We start from the raw sequence: 18,664 nt of genomic DNA, 5'->3' as shown, positions 1-18,664 counted from the left end.
ATAGACATTAGGAATATACTCTATCATAAATTTTTAAAATTAAAAGTAGATTAAAAAAGGATTAAAATCCGGGAATTATAATCGGATACTTTAACTGCGGGGGCAAAGCCGTTAATTGGATGAGCCGTCTGGAGTTTAACCGCCGACACCTTCAAAAAAAGGCGTTCATACTCACCAAACAAACAATAACATACTCATCGAACCAAGTGAATACAGGGTTTCTATCATTTTTATGTTTAAGGTGAGGCATTTCTACCCTTGTGGTATGGCGTTTCGGAGACCCTCTCGATCTTCCCAAACAGAAATGGGTAGGCGGTTTACGGGGTCTCCTCTCCTGCTCGAGGAAAGAAGCCCATTCACTTTCCGCATAAGTGTTTTCTATCCTATTAAAATGTTTCGCCTCGCCGATAGATTCTTCAAGGTAGATCGTTTAATACTTGTAAGGTATACTCTGGGAGGGGTGAATGATGAATTTCAGAAGTAAAGTCTTAATCGTCGACGATGAAAGTGGACCGAGAGAGTCTCTAAAAATGGTGCTGGCGCCATTTTGTCAGGTGGAAGAAGTCAGCGACGGTTTGCAGGCGTTAGAATTCATCCGTCAACAGACGGTAGATCTGGTAACGCTTGATTTGAGAATGCCCGGGATGGAGGGGGTGGCGGTCTTAACAGCCATTAAGAAATATCATCCAAAAATACAAGTTCTGATCATCACCGGATATGGGACGGTGACCAGTGCAATTGAGTTGGTTCGACTGGGAGCCTGTGGTTATTTAATGAAGCCGTTCGAAATTCCAAGAGTCCTCGCCGAGGTGACGCTCGCTATTAAGAAGAAAAGAAAGTCTGATCGGCTCGATAGACCATTCAATTAACAAATGATCATTGTCGTCCAAGATAAAAAAGGATCGGTCCCCTTTTTCATCCCAATCGTAGTTGGGAACATTCCGATACGTTCCCGGTGATGTTGATCCATCTGTTTGCACTTCTCCGCATTCTAAACTTGCTCAACCTGTCCTTCCCATACCCGTTCTCGTTACAAAAATACCAACCCTGGAAGCCTGGGATCCCTCTTGCCGAAGAGCGTTTTTATCGATCCCATGTCGCGCGTTAGAGCAAATTCATTGTATTTTAAAGACGATCGGGGGAGGCGTTCCCCCTCCCTGTCAAGAGAATGCATACATTCTATAGAGGAATATCCTGAATTCTGCTTAAGAGGGTGTTCAGAAGGGATTGAAAGGATTGGTGAGCCGCCTGGGATTCGAACCCAGGACACCCGCCTTAAAAGGGCGGTGCTCTACCAACTGAGCTAGCGGCTCTTGACTACAGGGGATATCAGAATATGAAGGATGTTTGTAACATTTTCTTGAAACGACTGTCAACCGTCTTTCCGAGGGATTTGAAATTTAAACGAAGATGATCTATGATAAGGGGTTTTAATTCTATGGAGCTCGGCTCATTTGATTCCGATTCTTTTCTTTTTCTCCGGCGTGACCGCCTTAATCTACCAGATGGTCTGGATGCGGGAACTGGTGCTCATCTTCGGCGCGTCGATGTTTGCTATCTCTACCCTCCTGACCGCATTTATGGGGGGCTTGGCGCTCGGCAGTGAAATTTTTGGGAAACGCGCCGATCACTATGCCAACCCACTTCGTGTTTATGGTTTACTGGAGCTGGGAATCGGCGGATATGCCTTTTTGGTCCCGCTCCTCTTTTCATCGCTGATTCCGATTTATCAATTCCTTCATCGTCTCTTTCATTTTTCGTTTTATGCTTTCAGCCTGGTCCGGTTCGTCATGGCGGTCTTGATTCTGCTCCTCCCGACCGCCTTGATGGGGGGAACCCTCCCGGTGTTGGCCCGCCTCTATAAAAACAAGAAAGAGGTCGGAAAGGGGGTCGGTCTTCTCTATGCCTTTAATACCATGGGGGCGATGGCCGGCGTCTTGGGGGCTGGATTTCTCGTGTTGCCGACGTTCGGACACCAGAAAACAATTCTCCTGGCGGCGCTCCTGAACGGGACCGTCGGATTAATTGCGATCTCCCTCGGCCGGAAGACAACGGTTGCTCCCGATCCGGTACGGGAGGGGAAGACCCTCCCTCCAGAAGGCTCTGACAGCGGGCGGCGGCGTATTTTATACGTTGTGTTCGCCCTCTCCGGTTTTGCCGCGATGATCTACGAGGTCGTCTGGACGCGGATTTTGACCTTGATTCTCGGCTCGACCCTCTATTCGTTCGCAACGATGCTCGCCACCTTCCTCCTGGGGCTTGCGATCGGAAGCTTCCTCTTCTCCTTCTTGCTCAAGCGTTTTTCCAGGCCGTTTCTCCTGTTGGCCGTGGTCCAAGGGGGGATTGCCCTCTTCGCCTTTGCCGGAGAGTATCTCTTTCCGCTTCTCCCCGTCCTCTTCTTCAAGCTCCTGGAGATCTTTCACTCTGAAGGGGGGATTCTCTCCGCCTCCAAATTCTTCATTGCCGGGGCGGCGATGCTCATCCCCACGATCCTCATGGGAGGGGTCTTCCCGTTGGTGATCCACCTTCTCACTTCTGGGGGGACCGCCCCTCAGAAGAAAGGTTCAAGTACGCCGCCAGCCGATGCCGGCCTCGGCTCGATTGTCGGACGCGCCTACGCCATCAACACGATCGGAACGATTGTCGGCTCCTTCGCAATCGGTTTTATCTTTCTTCCCTCACTCGGGATTCAACGGAGCCTCCATATTGCCATCTTGACCAACGCGATTCTGAGCTTGGCGTTGTGGATCCGGATGCGGGAGATCGGCGAAGCGCGTCTCTGGGCGGTCGGCGGCGTCGGCGCCTTCCTCCTCGTCGTCTCCCTTTCGACGCCTGCTTGGAATCCGCTGCAGATGTCGAGCGAGCTGTTCGGCAAGCTTTCCAGCCTCGACCTGCTTTTTTATAAAGAGGGGGTCTCCTCCACGGTGACGGTGGTCCAGCATCCGACGCTGGCGAAGAGCGCCCATCTCACCCTCGCCATCGACGGCAAAGCGAACGCATCGACGACCGGCGACATGAAGACGCAGCTGTTGGTCGGGCATCTTCCGATGCTTCTCGCCCCACAGGCGAAGGAGGTGATGCTGGTCGGATTGGGGAGCGGTATCACCGCCGGCGCCATTGCCACCCATCCCCTCTCCAAGCTGGTCACGCTCGAAATCGAGCCGGCCGTGGTCGAGGGGGCGCACCTCTTTGATTCGTTCAATGGGAACGTCCTCGGCGATCCCCGCGTTCAGATGGTGATCGACGACGCCCGGAACTATCTGATTCTTTCCAAGGATCAATTCGACATCATCGTTTCCGAGCCGTCGCATCCGTGGCGGAACGGCTCTTCGAAGCTTTTTACCGAAGAGTTCTTCCGATTGGGCCGGGCCCACCTCAAGCCGGGGGGAATCTTCACGCAGTGGATTCACTTCTACGGCATCCGCGCCCCGGAGTTGAAAGCGGTCGTCCGGACCTTTCATGCCGTTTTCCCCCAGGTCTTTATATTTTATACCGATGCGGGAGACCTGATTCTCGTCGGTTCGGACCGGGAGATCGCAATCGACAGCCAGGAGATCGCCCGACGGATCGCCGTTCCCTCCGTCGCCGCAGACCTCGCCCATGTCGAGGTCTATTCCCCATTCGATCTCTGGGCCTATTTCATGTTGGGACCGAATGAGATCGATCGCTACACCGGCAATGGGATCTTCAACACCGACGATTACACTGTGGTTGAGTTCCAGACGCCGAAATCGCTCTTTGAGGACACCCTCTCGATCCATCTCGCCGAGATGAAAGGGGCGGCCCGGACCGGCCCGCTCTATCTGGTGAAGCCGACCGAGTCGAACCGGACCAAGGGGTCGGCTTATTTTGCCATCGCCAAGGGGCTGCTCCGAAACGGAAAAGAGAACGAAGCCCGCGAGATGATTCAAAAGGGACTGCTTCTCGACCCGGCCGCCGAAGGAGATTGGCTGATGGGGCGGGTGTTCCAAAAACTGGGCGACCGGGAGGGGGCCGCCCGCGCCTGGCGAGCGGCCCTTCAAAAAGAGCCGTCGAACATGGAGGCGCTCCTGAGCCTGGCCCAGCACTACCAAGTACAGGCGGCGTTTAAGGAGGCGGAGCCGCTCTTCACCCGCCTGAGGACGGCCTATCCTGAGAAGCTGCAAGGGGCGTTCTACCACGGGATCAATTTATATTACCTCGGACAATATCAAAAGGCGCTGGAGGAGTTGGCGCAGGGGCTCGTCTTCTCCGAGCCGTTCGGCTACTACTATCAAAACTTGGTGTTTACCAAATTGGGAAAAGAAGCGGAGGCCAAAGAGGCCCTGAATCGATTCCTCGGGAGCCTCAACGAGTGGCGGAAGGAGCTGGAGACCGATCCGAAGCGATTCTCCACCCTCCCCTATCTCAAGCAGGTGGAGTGGCGTCGAAAGGCGGGGATCCAAATTCCGGAGGAGGAGCGGATGGCGCTTCTCTTCGATCGGATTGTCTCCGCGCCGTTGAGCCGCCTCTACAGCGGCACCGGATTATTTATCCTTGGGATGTTTAAACCGGCTGCGGCCGAATTGGAAGAAGCAAAGAAAGAGCTGGGCAGCCAGGCCTCGGCGAGCATTGTTCAGTACTATCTCGGGATGGCCTATCAAGAACTCGGGCAGAATGGACCGGCCCGGTTGGCGCTGGAGACGTTCGTCAAAAATACGGAGCTCTCGCCGAAGGACCTGCGGGTTGCATCGGCCCGCCGTTTCCTCGACCGGTTAAAACAGAGAACGAAGGGAGCTTCGTAAGTGGTTTCGGTAAAGGCCTTTCCGGTGCCGAAGAAAAGCCGTTCCTACCCTGACGTGATCGAGCGGATTCTCCAGACGGCTAAAGAGGCGAAAGGGATCGAGGCCCACCTTCTCGGGCGGGTGCGGGCTTACCCGACGCAGTATCCCTTTTGGATGCTCTCTACCTCCGATCGACCCGGTCAAAAGCGGATCTGTCTCTCCGGCGGAATCCATGGCGATGAACCGGCCGGGGTCGAAACGATTCTCGCCGTCATCGAGATGATCAAGAAGAAGCCGAGCCTCCTCCAACGGTTTCACTTCACCCTCTTCCCCTGTATCAACCCGTTCGGTTACGAGCACAACACCCGGCAGAACCGCTCCCGGGTCGATCTCAACCGCCAGTACTATCGCAAGCGGCCGCAGGCGGAGGTGCGCTTGGTGAAAAAGGCGATCGAGGGGAAGTGGTTTGACCTCGACATCGAGTTTCACGAAGACATCGATACGCCGGGCTTTTATATGTATGAGCTCTGTCATGATCCGTCTCAAACGGTCGGGCGGAGAGTGATTCAACGGGTCGCCCGAAAATATCCGATCAACTTGGAATCATCGATTGAAGGGGCGCCGGCAAGCGGCGGTTTAATCAGCCCGGATGCCGCGTCGGATTTCTTCAAGCAGCGGATGGCCCGGCGGCGGCTCTGGCCTCAGGCGGTCTATTTCTACAAAAATGGAACCCCCCATGTCCTTACCTCGGAGACCCCGGTGCATCTTGAGATGCAGCAGCGGGTCGAAATTCACCTCATTGCTTTAAAAACTGCGATGGAACGGCTGCTCTCTTAGGCAATCGATCATCGTGATTGTGTACGGGGAAAAAAACCGGAACATCCTCCGAGACCGAGTCCGATCCCACGCTGCTCATCTCGTCAGGTTCGCTTAGATTCTATTAAATCAATCCGCCTGGAGCGGTCAGGGCCCTGATCGGCAGCGGCGCAGTACGGCCTTAAGAGAGTCCGCTTGTTAAAAAGGGGGTCCGGGCAAGGACCTTAAAAGAGATTAATCGATTTGCGGGAGTCGGTGGCGCCGAGGCCCTTCAGGTTGACCAGAAAGACCAGCTCGTTGCGGGTCCGCAGATCGAGATAGTCGAGGGTAAAGCTCCAACACTGCCGCTCGTACTGGAGGCCGTAGGCGATTTCAACGAACTTGCTTTGGCTGACATCATAATAAGCGCGGGTCGCCAGATTGATTCCCCAGGGGGTTCGGACCACCACTTTGTCGGTGAGGAAGTTTATCCGTGGCGTGGTCTCCCGATCGCCGATGTAAAGCGGGTTGAAGAGATCTCCTTTTTGCGGCACGCTCCCCTCCCGGGTGGTGCGCTGGCCGAACGTGGCGGTCACGCGCGGTGCGAGGGCGACCGAGACATCCGTATTCCAGGAAGAAAAGAGGTGACGATACGGATCATAGAAAGTATCGACCCCAAAGGTCAGGTATTCGCTGACGCGAACGCTCCCCTCACCGCGAACGTCGGAGAAGAGGTGAGAATCGACCAGGCTCGGTTGCGGAACCTGGAGGCTGTAGCTTTCGGTGACCCGAAAAAAAGCCCTCTCCAGCCGCTCCCCTTTATCGTTCCGGGTGAAGAACCGTTGCGCTAAGGAGGCGGTGAAGCTGTTGCGCTTGTGGAGCCGATCGATCTCGTCAAACTGCGGGATGTCTGTCAGATCATTCCCCGAGATATAGTCATACATCAATGAGGGGATAACGACGTGGGTCACGCTTCCCCAGTCCCGCTCGACCGGCGCCTCCCAATCGATCCCGACCGGAAAGATCGGGCGGCTGATCGCGGCATCTTCCATCACCCCCCGACTGTACCAGGTCTCGCGGAATCCGGTCCAAGGGGTCAACGTCCCGGCGGAAGAGAGATCAAGCGGCATCGAGAGCTTCGGAAAGAGATCGACCCGTTGGATGTCGGGTCCGCTCTGCTGCCAGAAATTGGTCGCCGTGCTCTGCCAGTTAAAATAAATCGGGCTCTCTCCAAAGCGGTGCTGGGCGATCGAATAGCCGACTTCAGGGAGGCGCTGGGCGATGGTGCCGCTGCTCTGTCCCGTCAAGCTCTGGACATACCGGCCGAGCAGATAGGCAAACGACTCGTCGCCGCGGTAGGTGAGAAAAACATTCGACTCGACGTTTTGCTGTGCTCTCTCCGCGGTCGATTCGGAGAGGACCAGAAAATTGTTCTGCTCGTTCACATAATGGATATCGATCTTCCCACTGATTCGATCGGTAAATCGCTCCTGGTGGGTATATTGGACTTCGTAGCGGTCGACCTGGCTCACGACGTCATGGAAGTAGTGGACGTCCAACCGGCCGTCGGTCTCTTTGGCGAGCGCATAACGGTACTGAAAGACCCCGCCGTCCCCTTTGTTTCCCCGATGATCGAGGGTGAAGGTCATGTCTTGGCTTTTGGAAATGGCCCAGAAAAAATCTTGATAATAACGAAGCCCCCAGCGGGTGCTGTACCCGACCCGCGGCACCAGCAATCCGGTCTGCCGCTGCGTTTTGGCCGGGTAGATGAAATAAGGGAGATAGAAGATCGGGATTTCGTCGAAATAGAAGACGAAGTGTTGCAATACCAGAAAATTATCGAGGTGGACCCGGATCCGGCTCGCTCGGACCCGCCACTCCGGATCATCGGGGCAATCGCAGGCGGTGAACGACGCGTCTTCTAACACGTAGCGGTCCGGCGCCGTCCGCTCCATCACCTCTCCGTCGATCGTATAATTTTCGCTTTTAATAAAGAGCCGCGCGCCATAGAGGATGCCAAGCTGGGTGTTGACGTCGGTCTCAATCTGCTCGGCGGTGACGGTATTCTCCCCGTCCGAGAAATGGACGTTGCCGGTGGCGATCAGGGTTCCGGTTGCATTGTTGAGGCTTAGGTAATCGGATTCGACCTGAGTGGGACCCTGCGTGACAACCACCGACCCTTCGGCAAAGAAGAAATTGCTCGCTTTATCATACTCAATCCGGTCGGCGGTCAGCTGGACCGGTGTCTGGGCCTCCGGCCGTTTGAGGGTCGGGATCGTCATTTTCTTCGAGGCCGCAGAGGCCGGGAGCGGAAGAGCGAAGAGCAGATATCCGAAAAGGAGCAGGGTGACGAGGAGCAGCCCGGCCGGGACGGTTTTTAATATAAGAACAAAAAGAATGCGTCCGGGATGGATAGAACAAGAAGGAGATGGCGTTGAGGGACCGGAGGGGGTCATCCTCGCAAGAGGGAAGGGGCGGTCCCGGCATAGACCGCTTTGGCTTCTCCGACCGTATAAAGGGAGCCGGTGATCACAAGGGTGTCCGAAGGGGTCAAGAGCGACTCGACATGGGCGATCGCATCGGGAATCTGTTCTCGAATCGTCGCGTGCAGTGACGGAGGAAGGGAGGCGATCAGCAGGTCGGGTTCGGCGGCCCGTTCGATCTCGGGACGGGTCAAGACAATTTCGTCGGCCCACGGAAGCAAGGGGGAGAGAATTTCGGAGATATTTTTGTCGCGCATAATTCCGACGATCAGCCAATGTCTTCCGCGGCGCTCCGGATCGACCCCGCTCAGAAAGTCGGCCAACGCCCGCGCGCCGGCGGGATTATGGGCGCCGTCGAGAAGAATCAGCGGCTCCTTCCGAATCATCTCCAATCGCCCCGACCATCGGACCCGCCGCACTCCTTCCAGAATCGCCTCTTCCGGGACGGCGATCCCCTGCTTCTGGAGCTGCTCAATCACCCCAATCGAGATGGCGGCGTTCCGGATCTGGTGCCGTCCCAACAGGGGCGAAGAGACAACCCGTTCTCGAACGCCGCGATAAATAAATCGGCTCGGACGCTCCCCTTCCACCGTGATCTCACGGTCGACCCGAATCAGCGGCGCCTCTTTCGATCGCGCTTCTTCTTCGAAGAGGGAGAGGACCTCGGGTTGAACGGCGCCCGTCACCAGCGGGGTGCGCAGTTTGATGATGCCTGCCTTCTCCGCGGCGATCTGGAGCACGGTCGTTCCCAAATAACGCTCGTGATCGAGATCGATCTGGGTGATGGCGCTGACCATCGGTGCAAGCAGGTTCGTGGCATCGAACCGGCCGCCCAAACCGACCTCAACGACCGCCAGGTCGATCTTCTGCTCGGCGAAGTAGAGAAAGGCGATCACGGTGGTGAATTCAAAAAAGGTGAGGGATGCTTGCAGCTCCGGCGCTTCCTGGGCAATCCGCGCCCGGATCAGGCCGGTCAAGCGGACGATCTCCCCTGCCGGAATCGGCTTGCCCGAGAGACGAATCCGCTCCGAAAAGTCAATCAAGTGGGGAGAGGTGTAGAGCCCGACACGGTATCCTCCCCGCTTCAGGACTTCGGCCACGGTCGCCGCCGTCGAGCCCTTGCCGTTTGTCCCGCCGATATGGACGGAACGATACTGTTTCTCCGGGTGACTGAGCAAGGAGAGAAGGCGTTCCATCCTCTCGAGGCCCGGCTGAATTCCGTGCCATTGAAGGCGGTAGAGATAATCAATTGCGTCGGCGTAAGGCATAATTCCCCGGCAGATTCGGCCTCTTTATTTATCATACTCAGGACGGAGAATTCAAGGAGAGATGGAGGGGGAGCACGCGTCGTCATTTATAAAGGTCAAGAACGATGGCATGGGGCATTGCCCCTACGCCCACTTGCTGCCTCAAGTTCGTGGGGTTTTACCCACGAACTGAGGCACGCGATCCACGTGATTGAGCTCTTCCTTCGGACAAACCCTCCCTCTATAGATGAAAACCGAGATGAAAAACGCGGGAATCGTCTCCGTCAAATTGGCCCTACCCGCCGGGTGCCACAGGTGGAAGGATGCGAACTGCCGATGGGTTCGGCTGAACGCCCGCGCCATAGCGATAAACGAGATCCCCTCCCAGGAACCCGGTGGTCGCGAGCAGTCCCAGTCCGATCACTGCGACGATTAAATAGGCGATGTTTTTTCGATCTGAAGGACGGAACGCTCTCCACCACCGAATGAGCATCAGGGCAGCGAAGACGATCAGGGTTGCGATCGCGAAAGATTCGTGTCGGTCGATGGTCATTTCCGGGACGCCGATTTTTTTGGCTGCGTCTTCTCCCAAAAAGCCGGAGAGGGTTGCCGCCAGCCCGCCAAGCCACCCCAAAATCAGGAGCCAGAGCCCGGTTTGCCGGAACGATGCCCGCTTTGTGACTAGGGCGATCAGGTCGAAAAAAGACCGAAGTAAATAAAAGCGCAATCGGAAAGTGGACCAAGATGGGATGAATGGGATGATTCATGGGATCTCCTCCTCTATAGGCTGACCGGGTGATCCGGGGGCGGAACCGCCGCCCCCGGAACGCCGATCGATTAACCTTCGTTCTCTTCCTCGTGCTCCTCTTCGATCTCTCCTTTTCCGACCTTGAGAATCTGGCCCGATTGCGCATCGACCCTCACTTCAGTCCGAGCGTGATCGGGCCCGACGATGGCGACCTCATAGTGGAGCGGGCCGTCGTCTTCTTCGAGCTGCGCTTCTTGGACTGATCCGGGAACCCGGCCGAGCGCCGTTTGAATCGCCTCTTGAAGGGTGACCTTGGCCGCTCCGGACGGAATTGCTTCACCCGATTCGGCCGATTCTTTCCCCTCGTCTTCTCCTTTTTCTTTGGCTGTAGTGATTTCTTTTTTATTTTTTTCTTTGGTCTGCGGCTCGGCACGGGCGAATGCCCCCACCGCCAATCCGCCGACCAGCAGAACGGTTAGAACTGACAAAAGATATTTCATGGCGTTCCTCCTTGACTGGGTTAGGTCACACGCTCTCGTGACAACTTCACTCTATCAAGGGAACCTTACAGCAACCTTGCTGGAAAATGACATTTATGTAATGGAAGAAGGGGGGAATAAAGCAGCGGAGCGGGGTGCGGCCGGCAGGGAGAGGGTGAATCGTGAGCCGGCGCCGGGGCCGCTTGAAGCGGTGATCTTTCCTTCATGCGCTGTGACGATCGCTTTCACCAGACTGAGTCCGAGGCCGAGCCCCCGCTCGGAGCGGCTTCGATCCCCGCGATAGAGGCGGTCCCAGATCCGGTCGATCTCTTCCGGCGGGATGCCGATGCCGGTGTCTTTTACCTGGATGACGATCTCTTCTCCTTCCTGTGTTGCTTCCAAATCAACCCGTCCACCGCGAGCGGTATATTTGACGGCGTTGTCGATCAAATTGGCGAGGACCTGCCGCATCCGGGTCGGATCGACGATCGAGATTAATGTTGAAGGCGATTTCATTTCGATGACGATCCCCTTCTCCTCCGCAACGGGACGATAGAGATCCACCGCATCTTCCATTAAAGAAGCGAGATTTACCGGCGCCCGTTGAAGCGGCATCGTTCCGGTCTCGGCCTCGGAGATGTCCATCAAGGTGTTGAGCATCATGAGGATCTGCTCCGATTCTTCCAGGCAGGCGATCAACGCCTCCCGGTAGGCTTCTCGATCGAGATCATTGCGAAGCGCCATCTCGGCGACGGCGCGCAATCGGGTCATCGGCGTTCGGAGATCGTGGGCGACATTATCGAGCGACCCCTTCATTCCATTGATCAACGCCTCGATTTTACCGAGCATCTGATTAAAGAGTCGGCCCAATTCGTCGAGCTCGTCGCCGGTCGAGGTGACCGGGACGCGCCCCTCCATCCGTCCTTCTTCAATCGATTGAACGGTGGCGATGATATCGCGGATCGGCCGGAGCGCGCGGAGGGCAAAGAGGCTCCCGCCGACGGCGCCGAGCGCAACAATCGGGAAAGCGACCGCAAGAAAGATCCTCCGGAATCGCTCCAGGAGTTCCTCCCGCTCCTTGGTATTTTTCCCAACCTGGAGGACGACCCCGTCGGGCAGCTGAACCGACGCGATCTCCAATCGGTGATGGTCGTCCTTTTCCCGAAGGAGGATCCACTCCCCCTGTGGGGCCGCCGAGCCGGTTTCGAGCGACGAGAGGTCGAAGCGGGCCCACTCGCGGGGATGATTCAGAAAGAGCGTTTTGCGGTCGGGCCCGGCGATCCGGATGAAGAGCGGTCCCATTTGCCGAGCCGCCTCTTCAAGCCCGGCCCCTTCTTCCAGCGATTCCACCTCGCCGGAGTGGTATTCCTTCGCAAGCGTCTGAAGCGTCAGTCGGATTTCATCGTGATCTCTCTGTTTGATCGACTTTGAGACCAATAAGTAAGCGAGGCCGAAGAGAATTAAGGCGCTGAGGGTGAAGAGGATCGCATACCAAAATGAGAGGCGGACTCCGATTTTTTTTCGAAAACGATTAAGGCGACTTAAGGACATAGCCGACCCCTCGGAGGGTGTGGAGCATCTTGGCTGGAAAATCACGGTCGATCTTGCTCCGGAGGCGGTGGACCAGTACATCGACGACGTTCGTTTGAGGATCGAAGCTGTAGTTCCAGACATGTTCTAAGATCATCGTTTTTGAGACGATCCGACCGGGATTCCGCATGAGATATTCAAGGAGGGAGAGCTCCTTCGCCTGAAGCGCGATCTTCCGGCCGCCCCGCGTAACGTCGCGCGTGAGGAGGTCGAACGTGAGATCGCCCACGCTGAGACGGGTCGGCTCGGCGGCGCCGCTCGCACGGCGGATCAGCGCCTGGACCCGCGCCAACAGCTCCGAGAAGGCAAACGGTTTGATGAGGTAGTCATCCCCGCCGATCTGGAGCCCCTTGATCCGGTCATCGACCGAGCGCTTGGCGCTGAGCACCAAAATCGGCGTCGTGATCTTCTCTTTCCGAAGCGCTTCGATCAACGAGAGGCCGTCTCGTTTCGGAAGCATGACGTCGACGATCGCCGCATCATACGGCGCGCTCGCTCCGAGCTGAAGCCCCTCCTCCCCGTCGGCCGCAGGGTCGACGGCGAAGCCGGCCTCGCGAAGCCCCTTCTCGATAAATGAAGCGATCTTCGGATCATCTTCCACCACCAGGATGCGCATGAGATCATCTTATCGTGGAAGCGGCCGATCTGCAAGCTGCGGCGGAGCGTAGCGACAAATCTGCTAGACTCCGCCTTACCGTTTTGATATCGTTCTGGGATCTTACAGGTCACCGCTGGCAATCACTTCGAAAATCAGAGGGTCAGGAGAGAGAAGATCATGGGACAATTTCTGGATCGGATCATTCGGGCGGCGCGACTCGACGTCAATCTTTACGAAGAAGTCGAGGCCGATGAAAAGGCGATGGGGCAGGCGTTGTCGGTGGTCGTTCTCTCCAGCCTGGCGGCCGGAATCGGAAGCCTCGGCGAAGGGGGGATGGCCCGGCTGCTGACGGGAACGGTTGCGGCGCTCGTCGGCTGGTATGTTTGGGCCTTTCTGACCTATATGATCGGGACGAAAATTCTTCCGGAGCCGCAGACGAAATCGAGCCACGGGGAGCTGCTCCGGACGATCGGCTTCGCCAGCGCGCCGGGAATGATCCGGATCTTGGGCTTTTTCCCCCCTGTGACCGGTCTCATTTTTCTGGGCGCCTCGATCTGGATGCTCATCGCCATGATCGTGGCGGTACGGCAGGCGCTCGATTATCAGAGCACCCTGCGCGCGGTCGGCGTTTGCGTCATCGGCTGGCTGATCCAAATATTAATTTTGATTGTCGTCCTCGCTTTTGGCGGGGGTGTTGCCGGGTCGCCCTAGCGGGTCGGCTCTGGTTCGCCGGGAAGGAGCGCGGCGAGCCCTTCGCGATAGGAGGGGTAGGCGAGATCGAGTTTGAATTGCGCTTTCATCTTCTGGTTCCGGCAACGGCGGCTTGTGGCGGCGCTGTCCAGCGCCGCCCAGGTCGGTTCAAAGTCGGAGATCCCCAGCCGCGAGGCAAGGGCCTCGTAATACTCTTTTCGAAGGACCGGCTGATCGTCGGTAAGAAGATAACAGTCGCCGATTTTTCCGAAGAGAGGGGCCGCCATCAGGTGGGGAATCAGGTCTTCGAGGTGGATCAAATTCAAATAGCCGTTGGGATCTCCCCGGAGGACACTTTTGTTCAGGAGGCGATCGCGCCCCGGGAGCCGGTCCGGACCGTAGATCCCGGAGAGGCGGGTCAGGATCGCCGGGAACTGCCGCTCTTCAATGGCCGAAAAGAGGAGATCTTCGGTTTCGATCAGACGGATTCCGGAGGGATGTGCCGCCTGCCGCGGAGAAGATTCGTCGACCCAGGCGCCGCCGTAATCGCCATAAACCCCGGTGCTGCTGGTGTAGATAAACCGGGTTGGAACGGACTCACGAAAAGCGGCGAGGACATTTGCCATGGCGCGCGGCAAGGTTTCATCGTGCGACCCGGCGACCATGAAGTAAGTCCAGTCGGTTCGGGGCAGCACAAAGGGTGGTTTCAGCAGATCGACCAGGAGCGGTCGGATTCCTTCTTCTCTCAGGAAAGGAAGTTTTTCGGCGCGACGGGTCGTGCCGTAGACGGTCAGCCCTTTCTCAATCCACCCCCGGGCCAGCGCGATTCCGACATAGCCACAACCAATCAGCAGAACCGATCCGATCGCCCCCTCCTGAACCTGATTCCCGTTTGAAAGCAAAAACGTTTCAAAGGATAATGGTTTTAAGAAGGAGCGTCAACCCCGCTGCCCCCTACTGGGCGGAGATGCTCTTCACGAAGATCGATCCGTTCTCGATCCATGCGGCAAAAAGCTGCTGGCCCGCCGCAGCAAGCGAGACGGATGATGTGGTTGCGCCGGGGTTCTGATTCAACGGCTCCCCTTTCGGCGACCAAGTCGTTCCATCCCATTTCAAGACCGACGCTTTGGCCCCGCCGAATCCGACATACGGGGTGTCGCCGACGGCGGCCAAGGCGGGCTCGATTCCCTCTTTCGAGAGGGCTCCGCCGAGGGTCGTCCATTCTTTGCCGGTCCATTGTCGCACCCGGATGCCAAGGCCATCCTGCCGAAAGGCAAGGGTCGGAAGCTTTTGAACGAAGGCCAGAGAAAAGACCGACGGAAGATAAGAAAGCGGATCATTGGCCGGTCCGCCGTCTTGAATCCACCCGCTCCCCTCGTGGTGATAGAGGTCAAGCGTAATCCCATCGAAGGCGGCATTCTGAGAGATCACCGCCAAGGAGAGCTGCTCCCCGTTTGAGGCGATCTGATATTTTCTCGGATCGGGGGTGTCTGCATAATGGCTTCCGGCCCCACCCAGATTCAGCCAGCTTCCTTTCCACTGTTGAACCACGGTCGACGTGTAAGGGGTGTCGGAGCAAGCAGGATCCCAAGCCAATGTCGGAAGCCCCTGCCAGATTGCAAGGCTGGCATTCAGCGGGGCGCAACCGCTACCCGCGGGAGGTTCTTGAACCGCCACTGTGACCCAGCTGCCGGGATCTTTTCGCAGAACATAGGCCGATTTATTCGAATCAATCCCCTCCACCCATGAAAGATAGAGCGCTTGACCATCGGTCGTTAAAGTGGGGACGCTGGCTTCATTATTTAGATCTATATTAAGCGGCCCTTCGACGCGCCATTCGGTTCCGTTCCAGCCGGCGACATAGATCTTTTTTCCTTCGACCCAGGTTCCCTGTTCGAGCTGACCCTCTTTCCAGACCAAATAAGGCACTCCTTGAACCGTGGTCAGCATAGTCGCGAAGGCGGGACCTTCTTTAGAGGTATTAATATGACCTCCGACGGCCTTCCATTGACTCGCGGCGCTCGAACCGTTCTCCCCTCCGGTCGTCGGTCCCGGTCCAGGTGAAGGGGATGGAGGAGGATTATGCGTCGGCGCAGGTGCAGGAGGAGGCGCGGCTGCGCTTCCGGTGCCGACCGTCGGCGTCGAGGTGGGTGGCGGTCCGGCGTCGACAACACCGGGATCGGCCACCGTCGTCGCCGCAGGCGGCGCGGCGGGGGTGTCTGTTGAGCGAGTCGAGCCGGAGGCGTTGGAAGAAGCGACCGGTTGAGAAGTCTCTGCGGCCTGGGCCGTTGCATCTTTCGGGCTGCTGCCGCTTCCACATGACGCGAGAAAAGGAATAAATAGGATAAAAGCCACCATCAAAACAGTGCGCTGTTGATCGGTCTTCATTGTCACGCTCCTTCCTTGAAGTACTCCTTTTAGATAGTGCAACGTTTGTACCTGTAAAAGAGAGATCTACATGAGTATGGCCCCGCTTTATCCTCATTTGAGGTTGCAGTATTTTGCAGAATTGCAAAAAACTTTTACATGCAGGATGAACGGATGAGCTGGAGATGTGCAAGAAATTACCAATTATGTGGACTAGATTACTCTGAACCTTCTTCATGGGCATAAAGGATGCGGAATGTTATAATCCCTCGATGAGCGAAATCATTTGGTCCCCCTCGAAGGCAATGATCCGCCAGTCGAACGTCTGGCGGCTGATGCAGCGCCATCATCTCGCCGATCCGGAGGCGCTACGCCGCTGGTCGATTGAAGACATCGGCCGCTTTTGGGGCGCGGTCTCGGACGATTTGAACATGGTCTGGTCCCGCCCCTATCGTCAGGTCTATGATTCTTCCGACGGCTTCCCTTGGAGCCGATGGTTTATCGACGGCCGGACAAACCTGGTGACGAACTGTATCGATCGACATCTCCCCGCCCGCGCCGACGAAATCGCGCTGGTTTGGGAGGGAGAGAACGGCGAGGTCCGACGTTGGAGCTATGACCGACTGCAACGGGAGGTCTCCCGCTTGGCCGATGCGCTCCGTCGGGAGGGGATCGGATTAGGCGACACGGTCGGGATCTACATGCCGATGTCGCTCGAGATGGTGGCGGTCCTTTATGCCGCGTTTAAAATCGGAGCGATCTGCATCCCGATCTTCTCCGGGTTTGCCGCCACCCCGCTGGCGGCCCGCTTGGCCCACGCCGAGGCGAAAATTCTTTTTATCGCCGATGGAACATTGCGCCGGGGAAAGACGGTCGAGATCAAGCGCGCGGCCGATGCGGCCTCTCCTCAGATCCCAACCCTCCGCCGGCGGGTCGTGCTGCGGCGTCTGGGAAACCGGATCGACTGGGACCCCACGCGCGATTGCTGGTATGACGACTTCGTGGCGAACCGGTCGGAGAGGCTGCCGACGGAGCCGCTCGAGGCCGAATCGCCCGCGCTGATTCTCTACACTTCCGGCACGACCGGCGCCCCCAAGGGAACCGTCCACACCCACGGCGGCTCTCTGGTGCAGATCGGAAAAGAGCTCGCCTATCACTTTGACGTCAAGCCGGACGATCGTTTTTTCTGGCTGACCGATATCGGCTGGATGATGGGTCCCTGGATGATCATCGGCGTTCACCTGCAGGGGGGATGCGTCTTCCTTTTTGAAGGGGCGCCGGATTACCCGACGGCCGATCGCCTTTGGGAGATGGTTGATCGCCATCGGCTGACGCATCTCGGCCTCTCCCCGACCGCGATTCGTCTTCTGATCCGCACCGGGGATGCGCCGGTGGCCCGGCACGACCTCTCCTCTCTTCGGATGCTCGGATCGACCGGTGAGCCGTGGGATCCGGAGAGCTATCGCTGGTTTTTCGAAAAGGTCGGCCGAGGGGGGCTTCCGATCATGAACATCTCCGGCGGGACCGAGATCATCGGCTGCTTCCTCGCTCCGCTGCCGATCGAGTCGCTCAAAGTGTGCACGCTCGGCCACCCGGCGTTGGGAATGGATGTCGATGTGTTCGACGACGCCGGTCATCCAGTCCGCGGGAAGACGGGGCATCTGGTCTGCAAGCAGCCGGCGCCGTCGATGACGCGGGGGTTTTGGAAAGACAAAGAGCGATATCTTGCGACCTATTGGTCGCGGTGGCCGAACGTCTGGTTTCACGGCGACTGGGCGCGCGTCGATGAGGAGGGGTATTGGTTTCTTCAGGGTCGCTCGGACGACACGATGAAGGTCGCCGGCCGGCGTGTCGGTCCGGCCGAGATCGAATCGGTCCTAATCGGCCATCCTTCCGTCTCCGAAGCGGCGGCGATCGGCCTCCCCGATTCGGTCAAGGGAGAGGCGATCGTCTGCCTCGTGGTGGTGAAACCGGGCCATTCGGTTGATGAGGCGGCGCTCGCGGATCGGATCGTCGAGAAGATGGGGAAGACGCTCCGTCCCCGATCGATCCGGTTTGTCTCCGATCTCCCCAAGACCCGGTCAGCCAAGATCGTCCGAAGGGTAATTCGGGCGAAGCTCCTCGGCGCGCCGCTGGGGGATTTGACCTCCGTTGAAAATCCCGCCGCAATCGATGAGATTCCCTCTCTCTCCCAGGAAAAAAAGGGAGAGCCTCCCGCCGATGAATCGGTCCCACCCTGATCGTTTCTATTGAAAAAGCAGGTCTGGCAAGGTAAACTAACCCATCGATTTGAGTGATGAGGGTCTGTATGTCCGAAGAGTTCGTCAAAGTGGCGACGCTTGATGAGATCCCGACGGAGCGAGGGAAGGTGATCCAAGTGGAGGGAAAGGAGATCGCCCTCTTTCGATTGGATGGGAAGGTTTATGCGATCGACAACCTCTGCCTCCATGAAGGCGGACCGCTCGGGCATGGGCCGGTGAAAGACGGCATCGTCACCTGTCCGTGGCATCTCTGGCGGTTTGACGTCCGGACCGGCGCGATGGTCGAAGCCCCTTCGATGAGGGTGGACTGCTTCGCGGTGAAGCTCGAAGGGGATGAGGTCTATCTCGACGTCTCTTCGCTGACCTCTCCCCTTCGGCGAAACCAAACGATCCTTCGTCGACTCGCTGCCGGTGAAACGGCGGAAGCGTTGGCCAACGAGTATTCGATGATTCCGGAAGAAATTGAACGGATCGCACGGCAGAGCCGGATCGGCGAGCGGCTGATCTGGCTGGGCGAGCTCTTTATGCGCCAAGGGGCGATTTACAGCCAAGACCTGCTTCGGATTCCATACCGTGATCTCGAAGGAATTTCATATGGAGCGCAGGAGAAGCTCGACGAATTGATTGAGCTGCTTTGAGCGCGCAAGCGCGTAAGAATCGTGTA

The 18,664-nt window shown here is 57.3% G+C and carries 14 protein-coding genes and 1 tRNA gene; 6 read left to right on the top strand and 9 right to left on the bottom strand.

Translation table 11 applies throughout. The features are described from left to right. Nucleotides 1–464: 464 nt before the first annotated feature. Nucleotides 465–869 carry a response regulator gene (locus HY282_06480; GenBank protein ID MBI3803392.1) on the top strand — a complete coding sequence of 135 codons (405 nt, stop codon included), beginning with the start codon at nt 465–467 and terminating at the stop codon, nt 867–869. A gap of 368 nt (nt 870–1,237) precedes the next feature. Here HY282_06480 and HY282_06475 read toward each other — a convergent pair. Then, nucleotides 1,238–1,313 (bottom strand) — tRNA-Lys (locus HY282_06475). Between the two features lie 141 nt (nt 1,314–1,454). Between HY282_06475 and HY282_06470 the strand changes: the two genes are divergently transcribed. Together HY282_06470 and HY282_06465 are read left to right on the top strand one after the other, a co-directional pair. After that, nucleotides 1,455–4,763, top strand: coding sequence for a fused MFS/spermidine synthase (locus HY282_06470; protein ID MBI3803391.1), 3,309 nt, complete (start codon nt 1,455–1,457; stop codon nt 4,761–4,763). Then, nucleotides 4,764–5,579 carry a M14 family metallocarboxypeptidase gene (locus tag HY282_06465; GenBank protein ID MBI3803390.1) on the top strand — a complete coding sequence of 272 codons (816 nt, stop codon included), beginning with the start codon at nt 4,764–4,766 and terminating at the stop codon, nt 5,577–5,579. Between the two features lie 203 nt (nt 5,580–5,782). Here the strand turns inward: HY282_06465 and HY282_06460 are convergent, their stop codons facing one another. From HY282_06460 to HY282_06435, 6 genes are all read right to left on the bottom strand, one after another. Beyond that, a complete protein-coding gene (locus HY282_06460; GenBank protein MBI3803389.1) occupies nt 5,783–7,993 on the bottom strand; it encodes an LPS-assembly protein LptD in 2,211 nt (736 codons plus the stop codon). Further along, entirely contained in the window at nt 7,990–9,288 is a 1,299-nt protein-coding gene (locus HY282_06455; GenBank protein ID MBI3803388.1) for a bifunctional folylpolyglutamate synthase/dihydrofolate synthase, read from the bottom strand. The genes HY282_06460 and HY282_06455 overlap by 4 nt, the downstream gene beginning before the upstream one ends. A 274-nt stretch (nt 9,289–9,562) precedes the next feature. Next, on the bottom strand, nt 9,563–9,994 hold the full coding sequence (locus HY282_06450) for a DUF2231 domain-containing protein (protein MBI3803387.1): 432 nt from the start codon (nt 9,992–9,994) through the stop codon (nt 9,563–9,565). Between the two features lie 110 nt (nt 9,995–10,104). Next, nucleotides 10,105–10,515 carry a PepSY domain-containing protein gene (locus HY282_06445; GenBank protein ID MBI3803386.1) on the bottom strand — a complete coding sequence of 137 codons (411 nt, stop codon included), beginning with the start codon at nt 10,513–10,515 and terminating at the stop codon, nt 10,105–10,107. 93 nt (nt 10,516–10,608) lie between these two features. After that, a complete protein-coding gene (locus HY282_06440; protein ID MBI3803385.1) occupies nt 10,609–12,045 on the bottom strand; it encodes a HAMP domain-containing protein in 1,437 nt (478 codons plus the stop codon). Next, the gene (locus HY282_06435; GenBank protein ID MBI3803384.1) at nt 12,026–12,700 is read right to left on the bottom strand and encodes a response regulator transcription factor; all 675 of its coding nucleotides are present in this window, start codon (nt 12,698–12,700) and stop codon (nt 12,026–12,028) included. The genes HY282_06440 and HY282_06435 overlap by 20 nt, the downstream gene beginning before the upstream one ends. Before the next feature lie 159 nt (nt 12,701–12,859). On the opposite strand from HY282_06435, the gene HY282_06430 reads away from it, so the two are divergent. Then, entirely contained in the window at nt 12,860–13,393 is a 534-nt protein-coding gene (locus tag HY282_06430) for a YIP1 family protein (protein ID MBI3803383.1), read from the top strand. On the opposite strand, the gene HY282_06425 is transcribed toward HY282_06430, so the two are convergent. Further along, nucleotides 13,390–14,274 carry an SDR family oxidoreductase gene (locus HY282_06425; protein ID MBI3803382.1) on the bottom strand — a complete coding sequence of 295 codons (885 nt, stop codon included), beginning with the start codon at nt 14,272–14,274 and terminating at the stop codon, nt 13,390–13,392. The genes HY282_06430 and HY282_06425 overlap by 4 nt on opposite strands. Nucleotides 14,275–14,326: 52 nt before the next feature. Next, nucleotides 14,327–15,760, bottom strand: a complete 1,434-nt coding sequence (locus HY282_06420; GenBank protein MBI3803381.1) for a hypothetical protein — start codon at nt 15,758–15,760, stop codon at nt 14,327–14,329. A gap of 251 nt (nt 15,761–16,011) precedes the next feature. Here HY282_06420 and HY282_06415 point away from each other — a divergent pair, with 251 nt between their 5' ends. Both HY282_06415 and HY282_06410 read left to right on the top strand, forming a co-directional pair. Then, a complete protein-coding gene (locus HY282_06415) occupies nt 16,012–17,979 on the top strand; it encodes an AMP-binding protein (GenBank protein ID MBI3803380.1) in 1,968 nt (655 codons plus the stop codon). 68 nt (nt 17,980–18,047) lie between these two features. Beyond that, nucleotides 18,048–18,638, top strand: coding sequence for a Rieske 2Fe-2S domain-containing protein (locus tag HY282_06410; protein ID MBI3803379.1), 591 nt, complete (start codon nt 18,048–18,050; stop codon nt 18,636–18,638). The last annotated feature ends 26 nt before the right edge of the window (nt 18,639–18,664 follow it).

The organism is Candidatus Manganitrophaceae bacterium (genome assembly GCA_016200325.1).
Taxonomy (GTDB): Bacteria; Nitrospirota; Nitrospiria; order SBBL01; family Manganitrophaceae; genus Manganitrophus.
This window is presented reverse-complemented; position numbering and strand designations above follow the sequence as displayed.

Excerpts from the sequence above, each read along its gene's own strand:
- HY282_06410 (MBI3803379.1), top strand. The coding sequence starts at position 18,048 with ATGTCCGAAGAGTTCGTCAAAGTGGCGACGCTTGATGAGATCCCGACG.
- HY282_06415 (MBI3803380.1), top strand. The coding sequence starts at position 16,012 with ATGAGCGAAATCATTTGGTCCCCCTCGAAGGCAATGATCCGCCAGTCG.
- HY282_06420 (MBI3803381.1), bottom strand. The coding sequence starts at position 15,760 with ATGAAGACCGATCAACAGCGCACTGTTTTGATGGTGGCTTTTATCCTA.
- HY282_06455 (MBI3803388.1), bottom strand. The coding sequence starts at position 9,288 with ATGCCTTACGCCGACGCAATTGATTATCTCTACCGCCTTCAATGGCAC.
- HY282_06480 (MBI3803392.1), top strand. The coding sequence starts at position 465 with ATGATGAATTTCAGAAGTAAAGTCTTAATCGTCGACGATGAAAGTGGA.
- HY282_06440 (MBI3803385.1), bottom strand. The coding sequence starts at position 12,045 with ATGTCCTTAAGTCGCCTTAATCGTTTTCGAAAAAAAATCGGAGTCCGC.
- HY282_06460 (MBI3803389.1), bottom strand. The coding sequence starts at position 7,993 with ATGACCCCCTCCGGTCCCTCAACGCCATCTCCTTCTTGTTCTATCCAT.
- HY282_06445 (MBI3803386.1), bottom strand. The coding sequence starts at position 10,515 with ATGAAATATCTTTTGTCAGTTCTAACCGTTCTGCTGGTCGGCGGATTG.
- HY282_06430 (MBI3803383.1), top strand. The coding sequence starts at position 12,860 with ATGGGACAATTTCTGGATCGGATCATTCGGGCGGCGCGACTCGACGTC.
- HY282_06435 (MBI3803384.1), bottom strand. The coding sequence starts at position 12,700 with ATGCGCATCCTGGTGGTGGAAGATGATCCGAAGATCGCTTCATTTATC.